The 16,182-nt window shown below is 58.4% G+C and carries 19 protein-coding genes; 5 read left to right on the plus strand and 14 right to left on the minus strand.

Annotation, left to right across the window (positions count from 1 at the left end; translation table 11 throughout):
• The first annotated feature begins 96 nt into the window (after positions 1–96).
• From ACR0K9_RS03075 to ACR0K9_RS03085, 3 genes are all read left to right on the plus strand, one after another.
• Complete coding sequence (locus tag ACR0K9_RS03075; protein ID WP_480536172.1) at positions 97–543, plus strand: phasin family protein; 447 nt, start codon at positions 97–99, stop codon at positions 541–543.
• Positions 544–679: 136 nt separating this feature from the next.
• The gene (gene phaR, locus ACR0K9_RS03080; protein ID WP_480536171.1) at positions 680–1,231 is read left to right on the plus strand and encodes a polyhydroxyalkanoate synthesis repressor PhaR; all 552 of its coding nucleotides are present in this window, start codon (positions 680–682) and stop codon (positions 1,229–1,231) included.
• 8 nt (positions 1,232–1,239) lie between these two features.
• Positions 1,240–2,001, plus strand: coding sequence for a trypsin-like serine peptidase (locus tag ACR0K9_RS03085; RefSeq protein WP_480820680.1), 762 nt, complete (start codon positions 1,240–1,242; stop codon positions 1,999–2,001).
• On the opposite strand, the gene ACR0K9_RS03090 is transcribed toward ACR0K9_RS03085, so the two are convergent.
• From ACR0K9_RS03090 to ACR0K9_RS03110, 5 genes are all read right to left on the minus strand, one after another.
• A complete protein-coding gene (locus tag ACR0K9_RS03090; protein ID WP_480820682.1) occupies positions 2,002–3,201 on the minus strand; it encodes a DegT/DnrJ/EryC1/StrS family aminotransferase in 1,200 nt (399 codons plus the stop codon).
• A gap of 111 nt (positions 3,202–3,312) precedes the next feature.
• On the minus strand, positions 3,313–4,617 hold the full coding sequence (locus ACR0K9_RS03095) for an NAD(P)/FAD-dependent oxidoreductase (RefSeq protein WP_480820684.1): 1,305 nt from the start codon (positions 4,615–4,617) through the stop codon (positions 3,313–3,315).
• An 8-nt stretch (positions 4,618–4,625) separates the two neighbouring features.
• Complete coding sequence (locus ACR0K9_RS03100) at positions 4,626–5,984, minus strand: glutamine synthetase family protein (RefSeq protein WP_480820686.1); 1,359 nt, start codon at positions 5,982–5,984, stop codon at positions 4,626–4,628.
• Positions 5,984–6,664 carry a type 1 glutamine amidotransferase gene (locus ACR0K9_RS03105; protein ID WP_480820688.1) on the minus strand — a complete coding sequence of 227 codons (681 nt, stop codon included), beginning with the start codon at positions 6,662–6,664 and terminating at the stop codon, positions 5,984–5,986. Before ACR0K9_RS03105 ends, ACR0K9_RS03100 begins: the two co-directional genes overlap by 1 nt.
• A gap of 58 nt (positions 6,665–6,722) precedes the next feature.
• Positions 6,723–8,042 (minus strand): glutamine synthetase family protein, encoded by a 1,320-nt coding sequence (locus tag ACR0K9_RS03110; RefSeq protein WP_480820690.1) that lies wholly within the window; start codon positions 8,040–8,042, stop codon positions 6,723–6,725.
• A 213-nt stretch (positions 8,043–8,255) separates the two neighbouring features.
• Between ACR0K9_RS03110 and ACR0K9_RS03115 the strand changes: the two genes are divergently transcribed.
• Positions 8,256–9,065: a M90 family metallopeptidase gene (locus tag ACR0K9_RS03115; protein ID WP_480820692.1), complete on the plus strand. Its 810-nt coding sequence runs from the start codon at positions 8,256–8,258 to the stop codon at positions 9,063–9,065.
• On the opposite strand, the gene ACR0K9_RS03120 is transcribed toward ACR0K9_RS03115, so the two are convergent.
• From ACR0K9_RS03120 to ACR0K9_RS03140, 5 genes are all read right to left on the minus strand, one after another.
• Positions 9,062–9,868: an ABC transporter permease gene (locus tag ACR0K9_RS03120; protein WP_480820694.1), complete on the minus strand. Its 807-nt coding sequence runs from the start codon at positions 9,866–9,868 to the stop codon at positions 9,062–9,064. The genes ACR0K9_RS03115 and ACR0K9_RS03120 overlap by 4 nt on opposite strands.
• The gene (locus ACR0K9_RS03125) at positions 9,865–10,752 is read right to left on the minus strand and encodes an ABC transporter permease (protein ID WP_480820696.1); all 888 of its coding nucleotides are present in this window, start codon (positions 10,750–10,752) and stop codon (positions 9,865–9,867) included. Before ACR0K9_RS03125 ends, ACR0K9_RS03120 begins: the two co-directional genes overlap by 4 nt.
• Positions 10,753–10,831: 79 nt before the next feature.
• Entirely contained in the window at positions 10,832–11,581 is a 750-nt protein-coding gene (locus ACR0K9_RS03130; RefSeq protein WP_480820698.1) for a transporter substrate-binding domain-containing protein, read from the minus strand.
• A 31-nt stretch (positions 11,582–11,612) separates the two neighbouring features.
• Positions 11,613–12,389 carry an ABC transporter ATP-binding protein gene (locus ACR0K9_RS03135; RefSeq protein ID WP_480536156.1) on the minus strand — a complete coding sequence of 259 codons (777 nt, stop codon included), beginning with the start codon at positions 12,387–12,389 and terminating at the stop codon, positions 11,613–11,615.
• Between the two features lie 363 nt (positions 12,390–12,752).
• Positions 12,753–13,469 (minus strand): sulfotransferase family 2 domain-containing protein, encoded by a 717-nt coding sequence (locus ACR0K9_RS03140; protein ID WP_480820700.1) that lies wholly within the window; start codon positions 13,467–13,469, stop codon positions 12,753–12,755.
• A 186-nt stretch (positions 13,470–13,655) separates the two neighbouring features.
• Between ACR0K9_RS03140 and ACR0K9_RS03145 the strand changes: the two genes are divergently transcribed.
• Entirely contained in the window at positions 13,656–13,808 is a 153-nt protein-coding gene (locus ACR0K9_RS03145) for a hypothetical protein (RefSeq protein WP_480820702.1), read from the plus strand.
• 231 nt (positions 13,809–14,039) lie between these two features.
• Here ACR0K9_RS03145 and ACR0K9_RS03150 read toward each other — a convergent pair whose 3' ends face one another.
• The 4 genes from ACR0K9_RS03150 to ACR0K9_RS03165 form a co-directional block, all read right to left on the minus strand.
• Entirely contained in the window at positions 14,040–14,477 is a 438-nt protein-coding gene (locus ACR0K9_RS03150) for a tellurite resistance TerB family protein (protein ID WP_480658096.1), read from the minus strand.
• Positions 14,478–14,498: 21 nt separating this feature from the next.
• A complete protein-coding gene (locus tag ACR0K9_RS03155; protein WP_480533130.1) occupies positions 14,499–14,948 on the minus strand; it encodes a tellurite resistance TerB family protein in 450 nt (149 codons plus the stop codon).
• Between the two features lie 41 nt (positions 14,949–14,989).
• Positions 14,990–15,283, minus strand: a complete 294-nt coding sequence (locus ACR0K9_RS03160; RefSeq protein ID WP_480820704.1) for a DUF1330 domain-containing protein — start codon at positions 15,281–15,283, stop codon at positions 14,990–14,992.
• A 73-nt stretch (positions 15,284–15,356) separates the two neighbouring features.
• Positions 15,357–16,133, minus strand: a complete 777-nt coding sequence (locus tag ACR0K9_RS03165; RefSeq protein ID WP_480533126.1) for an isocitrate lyase/PEP mutase family protein — start codon at positions 16,131–16,133, stop codon at positions 15,357–15,359.
• Positions 16,134–16,182: the final 49 nt, after the last annotated feature.

Below are 16,182 nucleotides of genomic sequence, written 5' to 3' on the forward strand. Positions count from 1 at the left end.
CAAGAAAAAACTTGCAATGCTGCGATGCAGCAATCATATTGTCCTCAAGCTGATGAAACCCGGGGTGGGCCCGGACAGGCTAAAAGGATTAGGACAATGGCAAAGACCCAAGACTTTACCGCGACCCTGAAAGACATGATGGGTGCATTCCCGGTTGACACAAGCGCTCTGGAAGACGCGTTCAAATCGACCGCATCGCTGAACGAAAAGCTGTCGGGCGTTGCCCTGGACGCAGCTGAGAAGTCGGCTGAAATCTCGAACAAATGGACCAAGGAAACCCTGGCCAAGCTGACCGAGATGTCGAAAGCAAAGGCAGAGCCTGCCGACTACGCAAAAGCCGCAACCGACTTCGCAAGCGCGTCGGCTGAAGTTGCTGCCGAAAACATGGCCGCTTTCGCCGAGATCGCGAAAAAAGTTCAGACCGAAACCGTTGAGCTGCTGATGGCGGCTGGCAAAGACGCAGCCGAAGAAGCAACCTCGGCCGTCAAGAAAGCCACCAACGAGGTGACTGCTGCCGCAAAGAAAGCAGCAACCACCAAGTAAGGTTAGACTGCGATAGTGCACCCATTCCTCCCAAATGGTGCAATCGCTGCGGGCAGGTCGTTTGACCTGCCCTTTCTTTTTGTTCTGCAGTCGCATAACCTGCGCTGCAACGCATCATCCTTGGGGAGGGTACAAGGTGTCAGACCAAGAAAAGCCGTTGCTGATCAAGCGCTATGCCAGCCGTCGGCTGTATAACACTGAGACCAGCGACTATGTCACGCTTGAAGATATCGCCGGTTTCATCCGCGATGGACGCGAAGTTCAGATCATCGATCTGAAAACCGGGGATGATCTGACGCGACAGTATCTGCTTCAAATTATTGCCGAACATGAAAGCCGGGGCGAGAATGTGTTGCCGGTCAATGTGCTGAACGATCTGGTCCGCAGCTATATGGTGCCAGGCGGGGGCATGATGCCGCAATTCCTGCAAAGCTCATTCGAGATGCTGCGCGAAAGCCAGTCCAAGATGATGGAAAATATGAACGCGATGAACCCGATGTCGCAGATGCCGGGCTTCGACGCGATGCAGGCGCAGCAACAGGCGTTTCTGAAGGCCATGACCGGCGGGCTGTCCGGCAAATGGTCGGGCTCGGATGGTGAGCAGGAAGAGTCGGAACCCAAAGAAGATCTGGACGACATCAAAAAGCAACTCGCGGAATTGCAGCAGAAATTGTCAAAACTCAGCTGATTGGCCCGATGCGCTGGCTGCTTGTGATCGGGGCGCTGCTTTGGGCGCACACGGCGCTGGCGCAGGGTCAATTCTCGGGCCTGTGGCAGCCGATCTGTACGATGGGGCAGGATGCCTCGGCTGGCTGTGCAGACATCCGGGATCGCGAAATTCTGAATGCTGCCGAGGCACCGTGGCAAGCTGTGGGGCGTGTCAATTTCGCCAGCCGCAGCCAGCGGTCGCACTGCACGGGCGTTATGATATCCGAACAGCTGGTGCTTACGGCGGCGCATTGCCTTTATAATTCTGTCCGTCAGCGCTGGATACCGCCTTCAAGCATCCGCTTCGCCGCAGGCTATCAGCGCGGTGAAGCTGTCGCGGTGTCAGATGTCATCGCTTATCGGCTGGCCCCAGCGCAAGGTGCAGACGGAGCATTCGACAACCGTACCGATCTGGATTGGGCGGTGCTGGAATTGTCCGACCCGTTAGGGGCAGAACTTGGGTTCTTCTCCATCGCCACGGATGCCCCCCTTGCAGGATTTGTTGCAGGCTATCCCGGCCTTCGCCCACATGTGCTGAGCCGTACCGGGCTCTGTGCGCCTCAAATGCTCGGGAACAATCTGCTCAGCGCGATTTGCCCTGTCATGATGGGGGATTCCGGCGCTCCGCTGCTGGTTGCGACCGACCGGGGCCTGGCGGTTGCCGCGATATTATCGCGCATCGCGCCGACCCCGGATGGGATCGACGCGTTGTTTTTATCGGTTCAGGCGTTTGATCTGATCGGGAATTGATCAGGTGCCATAGACCGGCATCGGACCGACCACTTCTCCGATCGAAGCCAGCAGGATATCCGCGATCACGTCCAGTTCATCACGCGTCAGACGCACGGGCAGGCGCACGTCGCAGGCGCTCATCAGCATGGCGCGGGTTTGTGGCAGGTCGACCTGTTCGGGCAGGAATTGCCAGTTCCAGAAAGCACGCGCATTGTCCTGGCTCAGGCCGAAGACCTGTACCTTGACGCCCCGCGCATCAGCGGCTGCGGCGAAGGCTTTGATGTCATCCTCGCCAAGGCCCACCAGATTGAACTGGATCGAATCGGGTGCACGGCGTTCAGGTGTCAGCGGCGCCGGCACGTCGATATGAGGCGACGTGTTCAGACGGCCCGCAACATAGTCATGGTTCTCCAGCCCGTCACGGACCCGACGCGCCAATTCAGGAATTTGCGGGCGGATCACGGCGGCGCTGAGATTGCTCATCCGCAGATTATAAAGCGGCAATTGGTTCTGCCAGCGGGCAAAGGCCAGCTCAAGCTCGGGTGCGCCCGCGTGTTTCTTCCAGTTGTGCTCATATGCGCCGGACATGATGACCGTACGGGCAACCAGATCGGCATCGTCAGTGATCAGGATGCCGCCTTCTCCGGCATTGATCATCTTGTAGGACTGGAACGAGAAACAACCGACCTTGCCGATGGTTCCGATATTGCGCCCATTCCACGTGGTGCCCAGCGAGTGGGCAGCATCTTCGATCACGGGGATATCGCGCGCGTCGCAAAGTTCCATGATCGCGTCCATATCCGAGGTATGGCCGCGCATGTGGCTGACGATCACTGCCTGCACACCGTCCAGCTTGGCCGCGAAATCGGTCATATCGATGCGGTAATTCTGCCCGACCTCGCACAGAACCGGAATGCAATCCGCATGAACGACCGAGGACGGCACTGCGGCAAAGGTAAATCCGGGGATCAACACCTGTGCATCTCGGGGAAGCCCCAGAGCTTTGAGCGACAGAAACAGCGCGGCTGAGCAGGACGACACGGCCAGCGCGTATTTGCTGCCCAACAGCGCGGCAAACTCGGCTTCAAGCAGCGCAACCGGCGCGTCTTGGGGTGCAGTATAGCGGAACAGGTCGCCTGATTGCATCAAAGCATCAATGGCATCTCGTGCGGCGGCGGGGATGGGTTCGGCGTCATGAACGTTGGGTACAAGCGTCATATTTGGATTTCCCGAATTGTATCTTTGGTAATTATAAAATCGAAAAATGGCCAAACCAAGGCCTGTTTTGGCCTTTGGCAAAATTTCACCTAACTGTCGTTATTGCTGTGATCAAAGCCCCAGACGGTCGCGCAGGGCAAACCACGTCATCGCCAGCACCAACAAGGGGCTGCGCAGAGCGGGGCCTCCGGGAAATGGCAGGGCGGGGACACGGGCCATGGTGTCAAAACCCTCGGCCTGACCCTGAACAGCCAATGCCATCAACTGCCCGGCATGGGTGGCCGTACCCACGCCGTGGCCGGAATAGCCCGATGCCGACAGGATATTGGGGGCCAACCGCGCCAGATAGGGCATCCGCCGCATGGTGATCGCAAGCGTGCCGCCCCAGGCGTAATCGATCCTGACATCACGCAGATGCGGGAAGATCTCGGTCATCGGTTTGCGCACCTTGGCGGCGATATCGGACGGAAAGCGATACCCATAACTCTCGCCACCGCCAAACAGCAGGCGGTTATCGGCGCTGAGGCGGAAATAATTCACCACAAACTTGGTATCGGCGACTGCGACGTCCTGTGTCAGAACGCGGGCCGCGTCAGCGCCCAGTGGTTCGGTTGCGGCGATGAAGTTGTTGATCGGCATCACCCGCGTTGCCACTTTGCCGTTCAGGCCGCCTAAGTAGCCATTACAGGCCAGAATGACATGGTCGGAAGTTACCGTGCCCTGCGCTGTGTGCACGGTCGCCGGGCTTGTTTCCTCGATGCCGGAGACCTCGGTGCTTTCGAAGATTCGCACGCCGGCATTGGCGGCGGCCTGCGCCAGGCCCAAGGCGAAGTTCAACGGGTGCAAATGCGCAGCGCCCTTATCCAGATACCCGCCGCGATAGGTGGGCGAGGGGCAGAGCGCGTGCCCTGCGCCTTCGTCCAGAATCTCCATCTGATCATAGCCATAGCGGCTGGACAGATGCGCCGCGTGCTCATGCAGCTCTTGCTGTTCCCCATGGCTAAGTCCCAGAACGGCCACGCCCGGTTTCAGATCGCAGTTGATCTGGTGCCTTGCAATCAGCGATTTGACCAGATCCTTGGCATCCTCGGCCAGATCCCACAGCTTGGCGGCGTCATCGTTACCGACCAGCCGCTCAAGGTCTTCCTGATCCATCCGCTGCGCGCTGCCCAACTGGCCACCGTTGCGGCCCGACGCGCCAAAACCCACGCGATGCGCCTCGAGCAAAACCACATCGAACCCGGCTTCGGCCAGATGCAGAGCGGCGGACAAGCCGGTATACCCCCCGCCGACCACACAGACATCCGCCTTTATGTCGCCTGACAGTTCAGGAAACCGATCCATCGGATTGGCCGTCGCAGCGTACCAACTGGCCGGAAACTCGGCCTTGCGGTCGTTGGCATAAAGCAGATTCATCGCGGACCTCAGACGTTCATCAGCAGATGCTCACGCTCCCACGGAGAGATGACCTGCAGGAACTCCTCGTATTCGGCGCGCTTGACGATGCCGTAAACGCGGGCGAATTCTGGGCCAAGCACCTCATGCAGGGCGGTGGCCTGATCAAACAGGTCCAGCGCGTTGCCCATGACCTGCGGGATGTCTCCGTCCCCTTCATAGGCGTCGCCATAGAACTGACGGCGTGGACGTTCCTGCTGGGTCAGGCCCAGATAACCGCAGGCCAGCGACAGCGCGATGCCCAGATAGGGGTTGCAGTCCATGCCTGCGATGCGGTTTTCCACCCGGCGCGCTTCGGGTCCGGATAGCGGCACGCGGATACCGGTGGTGCGATTGTCGCGCGCCCATTCCAGATTGATTGGTGCGGCGTGGTCCTTCACATAACGGCGGTAGGAGTTCACATAGGGGGCCATGACGGCCAGACCTGCGGGCAGGTGGTTCTGCAGACCCGCAATGTAGTGATAAAAAGCGTCGGTTTCGCCTCCTTGCGGACCCGAAAAGATGTTCTGACCGGTTTCCATATCGATGATCGAATGGTGGATATGCATGGCCGAGCCGGGCTCATCTTCAATCGGTTTCGCCATGAAAGTGGCAAAGCAGTTGTGACGCAGCGCAGCTTCGCGGATCAGACGTTTGAAATAGAACACCTCATCGGCCAGTTTGACCGGGTTGCCATGGCGCAGGTTGATCTCAAGCTGACCAGCGCCGCCTTCCTGGGTGATGCCGTCAATCTCAAACCCTTGATGTTCCGCGAAATCATAGATGTCGTCGATTACGGGGCCGAACTCATCGACAGCAGTCATTGAATAAGCTTGCCGCGCCGCAGCCGGTCGGCCCGAGCGGCCCATCATCGGCTTGATCTCTTGCGCCGGATCGACATTTGGGGCGACCAGAAAGAACTCCATCTCGGGGGCCACAACCGGTTTCCAGCCTTTGTCGTGATAGAGTTGCACAACGCGTTTCAGCACGTTGCGCGGACTGAAGGGGATCGGGTTGTCGTCGCGGTCATAGGCGTCATGGATCACCTGCAACGTCCAATCGCCGGTCCAGGGCGCGGCGGAGGCTGTCGAGAAATCGGGCTTCAGGATCATGTCGCGTTCGATGAATCCGTCTTCACCGGCGGCCTCGCCCCAGTCGCCGGTGATGGTCTGATAGAAGATGCTGTCGGGCAGATGGAAATAGGCCTGTTTGGCGAATTTCGACGCAGGAACGGCTTTGCCACGCGCAATGCCGGGCAGGTCCGAGATAATACACTCGACCTCATCCAGCCGCTGCCCGTCGATATAAGCGCGTGCCGCTTGCGGCAGTTCGTCTTTCCAGTCGGCCATCAGGCCCTCGCTTTCTTCAGGAACTCAGCCATGTAGCGCCCGATTTTATTGTTATCGTCCGGGGCGTCGCTGCGGTTGGCAGCGGCCTGCATCAGATCGTCGGGGACGACGCCCTTGCCGCGTGTCTCCATCAGGCCCTGGATGAAATCATTGCCGTATTCCGGGTGGGCCTGCACGGTCCAGATCGTATCGCCATAAGAGATCATGGCGTTGCGGCAAAAGTCGTTTGTCCCCATCACCCTGGCGCCTTCGGGCACTTCGGTGACCTGATCCTGATGCCACGCATTCAGCGTGACAGTTTGATCATCAAACGCATACTCAGTGCGCCCGATGGCCCAACCCCCTTTGAACTTTTCCACTTTCCCACCAAGGGCTTGCGCAATGATCTGATGACCAAAGCAGACACCGATCAGCGGATTGCCGGTCGCCTGAATGTCACGGATCAATTGTTCGAGCTTTGGGATCCACGGATGATCCTCGTAGGCACCGTGGCGCGATCCGGTGATGACCCAGCCATCGGCCTGATGGGCATCGTTGGGGAACTGGTTGTCGACGACTTTATATGTCTGAAATTCAAAGCCGTTCCCGCCCAATAAAGCGCGGAACATACCATCATATTCCCCAAATTGATCATACAATTCATCGGGTGGATGGCCGGTTACAAGGATGCCGATTTTCATGGGTCACCAAATTTGATCAAATTAACTCTAGCGGAGCGCGGACTGCCGGGCAAGGGGATCATACGGCCTCGAGATAGCTGAGCCAGTGGTCTTCGGGCCGCAGATCCGCAAAGCGCGCGATTTCCTGCCGTTTGGTCATCGCCATATAACGGATCAGATCGGCAGGGAAGATGCGGGCAACTACGGGGTCGGTCTCGAAGGCGGAAATGGCCGCAGACCAGTCCGCCGCCAGTTGCGGCAGGCCCTCGATCTCATAGGCATTACCCGAGATCGGGGCAGGCGGTTGCATGTTGTCCTCGATCCCGACCAGCGCCGCCCCGAGTACTGCCGCCAGCATCAGATAGGGGTTGATGTCCCCTCCGGCCACGCGGTGTTCGATGCGTCGCGCGGCGGGCGCCCCGCCCGGAATACGCAGTGCGGCGGTGCGGTTTTCATAGGCCCAGCTGGCCCCGGTCGGCGCGTGCGCGCCGGGCACCAGCCGCGTATAAGAGTTGCCATGCGGCGCAAAGATCAGCGTTGAACCCGGCATCGCCGCCAGACATCCGGCCACGGCTGAGTGCAGCACATCGGTTCCCTCGGGTCCGCCATTGTCAAAGACGTTCTTGCCCTGCGCGTCGACCACCGAAAAATGCACATGCATCCCGTTGCCCGCATCCTGCGCATAAGGCTTGGCCATGAAAGTCGCTGTAAAGCCGTGTTTGCGCGCAAGACCGCGTGTTAAAGCCTTGAAAAGCCACGTATCGTCGGCGCAACGCAGGGCGTCCTGATGGTTCAGGTTGATTTCGAACTGACCTATGCCGCTTTCGGATATAGCGGTCTGGGCGGGGATGCCCATGGCGGTGCAGCCGTCATAAAGCTCGGTGAAAAAGGCATCGAATGCGTCCATCTCGGCCATGGAGAGAACCGACTCTGCCAATAGCCTGCGCCCGGTCACGGGGTTGATCGGTGGCTGGGGTTCGGCGCCTGAGGAATCCAGCAAAGTGAACTCAAGCTCGGTCGCTGCGATCACCGACCAGCCGCGTTCGGCATAGCGGTTCAAGACAGCAGATAAAGCGTGCCGCGGGTCGCCCGGAAAGGGCGTTCCGTTGTCGTCATACAAGCACATCGGCACCAGTGCAGAGGGTGTTTCCAGCCACGGCATCGGGACGGCTCCACGCTCGGTCGGGCGCAGAACTCCATCGGCATCGCCGCTTTCGAAGACCAGCGGGCTGCCTTCGATATCCGCCCCCCAGAGGTCGACATTCAGCGCCGAAAACGGCATGCGCACGGCCCCCTGTTCCAGCTTTTCAGCGTAGGAGGGAGGCACGCGTTTGCCGCGCATCTGGCCGTTCAGGTCGCAGGCGGCGACGCGGAATGTGTGCAGGGCGCTGAGGTCCATATTGGGGCTCCGTTGCTCGTGTTCCTGCAGGTTTAAAGGAGGTCCGGCGCGTTGTCACGAAATTTGATCAAATTATTGCCCGCCATATCCCGCCGCCTTTTGCGGTTTCGGAAAATGTCCGTGTTGTCCCCTGTCTGGAGGCGGAGTCTTATGTGTTGTACAAGACCTGACGGTCGATTGTGCCCGGCCAAGTGATGCATATATTCTCTCATCATGTTCATCTTGCTTACCATTCTGTTACTGATCGCCGGAGGTCTGGCTTTTTACCTCTGGTCGAAAAGACGGGCGCGTGACGCGCTATTGGCGACCCCGCTCAATCCGCATCAGCGCGATATCATTGACCGTCAGGTGCCGATCATCCGACGACTGCCGCCGCCGCTGCGGCAGCATCTGGATGGCAAGGTGAACCTGTTTCTGGATCAGGTGAGCTTTTACGGATGTGACGGGCTGGAGGTGACCGAAGAGATGGAACTGTCGATTGCGGCGCAGGCCTGCCTGCTCGTGATCAACAGCGACCTTTGGTACGACAATCTGACGACGCTTCTGATCTATCCCAATGCGTTCAAGTCAAAGCAGCAGCGGCATTCAGGTTATGTCGTGACCGAGAAAGAGATCGTGCGCACCGGCGAAAGCTGGGATCGCGGGCCGGTCATTTTGTCATGGGCCCACAGCCAGCAGGGCGCGTTGGATGACCGGGACGGGCAGAACGTGGTGCTGCACGAATTCGCGCATCAGATAGATGACCTGTCCGGCGGCACCAATGGCGTGCCGATCCTGAGCGAGGGACAGAGCTTTGCCGAATGGGAGAAAGTCTTCCTGACCGCCTATGACGCGCATGTGCGAGCGGTTGAAAGCGGGCGGCATACGGTCATCGACCCTTATGGCGCAACGGGCCATGAGGAGTTCTTTGCCGTTTCGGTCGAGGTGTTCTTTGAACGCCCCCGCGCCCTGCAGCACGAGGTGCCCGAGGTTTATGAGCAGCTTTCGAAACTGTTCCGGCTGAACCCTGTGGCGTGGGCTTAGCGCGCCAGATTCAGACGGAACCGCATCTTGGCTTTTCTGGCCTCGGGCAAGTGCCGGTTCAGGCGCTTGTTGACCCTGCCGAAACACCAGACGATCACCAGCGTCAGCAAGATGAAATAGAACGCCAGAATCGGGTAGGGAATGAACGGGTTGAATGTTTTGTCCGCGAAATAGCTGGCGTAATAGAGCGCATCTCCGCGTTGTTGCCAGGCGGGGAAGGCCGAGAAAAAGACCAGCGTGGTGGATTGGAACACGAAGATTGCTTCGTTGGTGTAAGCGGGCCAGGCGAGCCGCAGCATGGTCGGCCAGACGATCCGGCGGAAGCGGGACCAGCCGGTCATGCCGTAGGCATCCGCTGCCTCGATATCACCCTTGGGGATCGAGCGCAGCGCGCCATAGAAAATCTCGCCCGAATAGGCGGATGTGTTCAGGAACAGCACGATCAGCGCCCCCAGCCAGGCCGAGGTGAAGGCGTCGAACATCGGATAGGGTTTCTTCAGCGACAGGAAGAAGAAATAGGCGAAGAAGAACTGGATAAAGAGCGGTGAGCCGCGGAACAGGAAGATGAACCATTCGGACGGCTTGCGCAGCCATTTGTTAGATGAAGCTTTGCCAACGGCCAGCGCGGTAGCGAGGAAAAATCCAGTGACCATCGCCATGATGCCGAAATAGATATTCCAGATCATGCCCGAGCCGATCAGGGTGAAATGCTCACACAGGGTGAAATCGGTCTTGGGAAGAAGGCGTTCGCCATAGCCAAGGGATCGCAGGCCATAGTCCTGAATGGTCTGGAGGCAGCTCATGCGGTGGTCTCCTTGCGCAGCAGCTCTCCGCCGGATGTGGCCTGACCGTGGGACAGCCGGCGCATCAGTTTCTCAAGCCCGATCTCGGATACACGCGTCATGCCGAGGTAGAAGATCAGCAGAGCGAGGAAGTACCACATGCGCCAGTCGCCATGGGGATAGTCGGTGAAGCGCGATGTTTTGGTGCCGCCCAACTCGCGCGCCCAATAGACGATATCTTCGATCCCCAGCAGGAACAGCAGCGGTGTGGCCTTGATCAGCACCATCCACAGGTTGCTGAGGCCGGGCAGGGCATAGACCCACATTTGCGGCACAAGGATGCGCCAGAAGGTCTGACGGCGGGTCATGCCATAGGCCTCGGCCGTTTCCAGCTGGGCGTGTGGCACGGCGCGCATACCGCCGAACAGGACGTTGGCGGCAAAGGCGCCGAAGACGATTGAAAAGGTGATGACCGCAAGGAAGAAGCCATAGGTCTCGTGTACCCATTCGGGCGCGGTACCCAGCGGCAGTTTGGCGGCCTGACAGACGATGAAGTCATTGCCCTGCCGCACCGGATCGGTCCAGTCGGGGCAAAGCACTTTGTGGCGCAGCCATTCAAAGCCCTGATCCAGCGCGATCACGAAGAACAGGAAGAAGGCGATATCGGGGACGCCGCGCACGATGGCGATATAGGCTTTGCCCAGCCAGCTGAGCGGCGGAACATGCGATCTGGCGGCCATGGCGCCTGCGAATCCGAAGCCAAGCGCAACGGGGGCGGTGACGGCCAGCAAACCAAGCACCTTGAGGAAGGACAGGTAGAACGACCAGTGGACGCCATTGGTCAGATAGCACGAGAACCAGCGGAACGTGCCCAGCGTGTCAGGATCAGCGCAGTAGGAGAACATATGGCGTCTTTCGAACGTCTGTTCCGGCAAGGCCGGCATCGGACCGGCACTGAGGCGCCGGTCCGAGTTAGGTCAGGATTTAGTTGGTGATGACCGTACCGTCAGCGCCATAGGTGGCGATACCTTCACCAAACCACTTGATCAGCATTTCGTTTAACGTGCCGTCTGCCTTCATCGATGTGATGGCTTCGTCGAACTTACCGCGCAATTCACCGTCGCTTTCGCGCAGGCCCATGCCGACACCACCGCCCAGTGGAACCGGGTCGCCGATAAAGACCAGTTCACCACCCGATTCCTCGACCAGCGGCACCAGATAGTCGCGGTCCGCCAAAACAGCATCAGCTTCGCCGTTACGGACGGCTGCGAGGGTTTCTTCGGGGGTCGCGAATTCAACCAGAGTTGCACCGGATTCGGCGACGTGACCCGCCTGGATGGTGGCAGTTTGCGCTGCAACAACACCACCGGTTACATCTGCCGAGTCAGAGGTAGCGACATAGGCCGAAGCCGTCGGCGGGTAGTAGTCCTGCGTAAAATCGATGACTTCATCGCGTTCATCAGTGATCGACATGCCGGCGATGATGGTGTCGTAGTTGCCCGAAACCAGGTTCGGGATGATCGAATCCCAGTCGTTCTTGACCCATTCGCAGTCCAGATTGGCGCGCTTGCACAGCTCGTCACCCACGTCACGCTCGAAGCCGTCGATCTCACCGGCATCGTTGATGAAGTTGTACGGAGGGTAGGCGCCCTCGGTGCCCATGCGCACGGTTTGGGCCATGGCGACACCGGCGGTCAGTGCCAGTGCTGCGGTGGTCAGAATCAGGTTTTTCATTGTTACTCCCCTTATTGGTTCTGTCCGTTGGTTAAGCCGCCTGAGTGGCGGAGAGAAAGCCCTGAAGCCGTTGGGATTCAGGTGCGGTGAAAATGTCTTCGGCCGAGCCTTCTTCCTCGATCAGGCCCTGATGCAGGAACACGACGTGGCTGGAGATATCCGCCGCCATCTTCATATCATGCGTCACGATGATCATGGTACGCCCTTCGGCGGCCAGATCCTTGATCACCTTGATCACTTCCTGTTCCAGTTCCGGGTCCAGCGCCGACGTGGGTTCATCGAACAGCAACGCCTCGGGCTCCATGCACAGACCACGCGCAATCGCGGCGCGCTGCTGCTGGCCACCCGACAGCTGCGCCGGATAGACGTCGCATTTGTCGCCGATGCCGACCTTTTCCAGATATTTGCGGGCGCTGTCCTCGACCTCGGCCCTGTCGCGACCCAGCACGGTCACCGGAGCCTCCATCACGTTTTGCAGGATGGTCATATGGGCCCAGAGGTTGAACTGCTGAAACACCATCGACAGGTTGGTACGGATGCGCAGCACCTGTTTGGGATCGGCCGGGCGGCGGGCGTTGCCTTGTCCCGACCAGCTGACCGGCTCGCCCTTGAAGAGGATTTCGCCCTGCTGGCTGTCTTCCAGCAGATTGCAGCAGCGCAGCAGGGTGGATTTACCGGATCCCGATGATCCGATCAGCGACACCACATCGCCGCGATGGGCGGTAATGTCCACTCCCTTGAGCACCTCGAGATTTCCGAAGCTTTTATGCAGGTTCCTGATCTCGATGACGGGAGCGGCTTCTGTCACGGGCAGTCCATGTCTTGTGAAAGGTGTTGGTGCGGTAATAGGGCTGAATTTTTGGATCAATGCAATGCGCAAATGACATGTTGACGCTGCGAATTGACCAAAATGAGCAGTGGTGCCGTCTGAATTGTCAGTTGGTTGGGCGTGTGGCGGGTTGTTGGGGCGAACAGACAGGTGTGCCTATGAGGTTTGCCATGGCGGTTCTCGGGTTATTGAGACCGGCATCAGGTGAACGTTAGCCAATGCCGGTGGTATGGACCTTGCTGCTGTTCGCCGTATTTGCTTCCTTGATCACCCCGAGCGGCCACTTTGCGCTGCAATGATCCCGGGTGCCTTCGGAGCGGCATTGAGACGATCTGGCTCGCGCTATGGAGTTTCGTAGCCAAACATATCGATAATCTCACGATTATAGAATTTAACACTAGACACCAGATCGCCGGCCTCGAGATAATAATCGCTAACATTACGCCCTTTCGGTCGAGTTCCTCCCTTTGCCTGAGTGTTTTTTATCGAATCCGATAGACCTGCCAATGCAGGAATTTCGCTCTCAAGAGAAAGGCAATCCTCAAGAAGATTTTCGTATCTGACAACGTGATCCAAAATGAATTCCCGATTAATGAAGTAATGTTCATAATTTTTGCGAAGAACTTGAGGGTTGTTACGCACCCATTCAGAGAAACCGTTGCTATCACGGGTCGCGTTTTTGCGTGTTGCCCAGTAATATGCTGATATTATTCTGTCATAGGGGTTTCTTACAATTGACACTTTCTTTGCGTTATCAAACACTTTCGCCCCAAGGCGTTCTCGCAACTCTTTCGCATCGATGTGATTGAAGTATTTTTTTGGTGCACCTCTTCCTGATAGAAACCGAATTGTATCACTCAACGAGTATTCACTGCGTGCTTTTAAGTAGTTTTGCGCACCTCTGAACCCTAAAGCGCGACGGGTTGCTTCGTCATCTTTCGAGATCGGCGTGATGATATCACCTTCCATTGCATACTGGGACAAAGCTATCTCAAATGATGTTCCTGCTACTTTTCTAGGTTTTATGAAGATCAGATTGATATCTTTTAAGTATATCATTTGCTTGCCTTTTTCCGTATTGCCAATGTATGGAAGCGGCTGCCGAAATCCGCGACCTAATACAATTTGATTAGAACTACAGGAAGCAATCTTTCTAACGCAACCCAAAACCCGCGCCGTTTGTAAACCTGGCGACGATCACATGCGCAAAAAAGTGGTCTTCTGCGGTCAGGTAAATCAATATCGATGGATCGTCTGATGCACCCAGCGATGCGGCAGGATGTAGTGATTTTCGATGTAACCGTCTGGCACGGGCTAGGCGCGACGGTCGGCAACAAACTGATCGTAGATGCGCTGGTGGGTCATGACATTGCTTACTTTAACGGAAGCAAATTTTAGATCGGCAACACACGGCACGCGTTACAGGCAACCAGCACCTGAAAGTCCTGCTGTTCGGCACTGTAGGGAGAAAACAGCTTTGTAGCGAATTCATCACTAACATCAGCGTGACATCGGGAGCGTTTGCAGGCGACCGCTTTGGGCTCGAAACCGAAATTGAGCGATCTCAGTTCAAGCAAAAACCTGGCAGCGCCGAAAATGGATTTTCCACCCGTTTGCATGCCAATCGGCTCAGGCTTTCGCTGCCCTCTGCCGGGCCAGAGCCGAATCGACGTCGCTGACGCCCAGCAGGCTGACCACGAGGCGCAGCAGTGAATCCTCCTCGCCGGTGCGTTGCCCGTCGGCTAAAGCGACCGACCACATCGCCTGCACCACGGCCAGCCGGTCGTCATAGGCGACGGCCTCTTTGATGGCGCGGGTGAAGCGGACGGTGTCGGGGGCTTCGGCCTCGAGGTCTTCGGCGCGGGCGCGCAGGGCGGCGGCCTCGAACGGGGACAGGCCGTAGCGTTCGGCCGAGATGCGGTCGATCCGGGCCATCTCGGTATCGGCATAGTCATTGTCGGATCGGGCGATGCGCACCAGAAGGGCGGTCAGGGCCAGACGGGCGTCGTCTTCGACAAGCGGATCGGGCTGGGGCTGCGTGAGCCGGGACAGGAAATCACTGAACATTCTGAACCATATAGTTGCTGGTTATGTCGCTTCCAACCGGCTTTGCACGCGTTCGCGCGCCGCCTTGCTGTCATTGAAGCTGAGGCCCATGGCAATGCGCGCCTCTTCGACGATCTTGATCTCGCCCTCGTCCGAGTTGCCGTCGGCCAGCACCACCTCCCACAGGGCATCCAGCGCGGCCAGCCGTTCCTGCAGATCGGTGGTCTCGCGGATCAGCTTGCCGAACGTGTCGGTCTCGGGCGCGGCGGCGTGCAATTTTTCGCAGGTGGCGCGTACTTTGGCGGCCTCGATTGCGTTGTGCTGATAGAGGCGGGCGAGAATGCGGTCGATCAGGCTGATCTCTTCCAGCTTATAGTCGCGGTCGGCCTGTGCCACGCGCACCATCAGCGCCCCCAGCGCCAGTTCGGCATCCGGGTCGGGCAGTTTGTCATGTTGCGGCGGGCGAAAGGCCTGAAAGAGCTTCTTCAACATATGGTTAGAATATTCCCAAATATCCGGCGCGCCAAGCGCTGCTAGGCTTCATAGCCCTGAATGATCACAAGATCGCCGGTCGAAACCGGGTCGCGCAGGGCTTTTGCGGCCTGATACCCCTCGCTTTCATAGCAGGCCAGTGCCTGTTCATAGCTGGGGAATTCGATCACGACGGTGCGGGCGCGGGCGTTGCCCTCGACCTCGGTCCGTTCACCGCCGCGCACCAGGAAATTGGCGCCGTATTCGGCGAAAGGGGCTGCATTTGCGGCGATGTAGGCCTTGTAGGTGTCGAAGTCGTCGACATCGACATGGGCCACCCAGTATCCTTTGGCCATTGCGGCATCCTCCTCCACTTATGACGCGCAAGTTGCGGAGGATTAAGCCGGAATGCAATCCCCCAAAAGTGGATCAACCGCCCGATTGCAACGCCTCACGCGCCTTGTCCTGCAGCCAGGCGAGCATCTGCCGGTAGGGGACCGGACCATAGCTGATCCGGGCCACACCCAGCTTGGCAAGCGTTGGCGTATCGGGGGTGCCGGGCAGAGCGATGATGTTGACGGGCAGATCGGTCGCCTCGCAAAGCTGGCCGATCATGGCCTCGTCTTTCAGGCCGGGCGCGAAGAAGCCGCTGGCCCCGGCGTCGGCATAGGCTTTGGCGCGCGCCATGGCATCGTCCAGCATCGCCTGATCATGCGTGTCCGGGTGGGCCTTGAGGAAGATATCTGTGCGGGCATTGATGAAGGCGGGAACACCGGCCACATCGCAGCTTTCGCGCATGGCGGCGACGCGGGCGGATTGGGTTTCGATGTCATAAAGATCTTTGGTTCCAACGATCTGGTCTTCGAAGTTAAAGCCGATCACACCTGTTTCGAGCGCCCGTTTGACATTGGCTGAAATGCCGAACGTGTCCTCGGCATAGGCGCCTTCCAGGTCCATGGTGACCGGGATATCAACCGTCTCGACAATGCGGCGGGCATTGTCCAGCGCCATCTCGAAGGGGATGTTCTGGCCGTCGGAAAAACCCTGCGCCATCGCGACCGGAGCGCTGCCCGTGGCCAGCGCCTTGGCCCCCGCATCGCGCACGGCGGCGGCGCTGCCTGCGTCCCAGATATTATAGAGGATGACCGGATCGCCCTTCTTGTGCAGGGCGGCAAAGGTTTCTGCTTGGGTAATCTGATCGGTCATGGCTGGCCTCCTGTCGCTGCTATGGCGGCAGTTAACCGTGCAAACCGTC

The sequence above is a fragment of the Ruegeria sp. L12 genome (assembly GCF_056531745.1).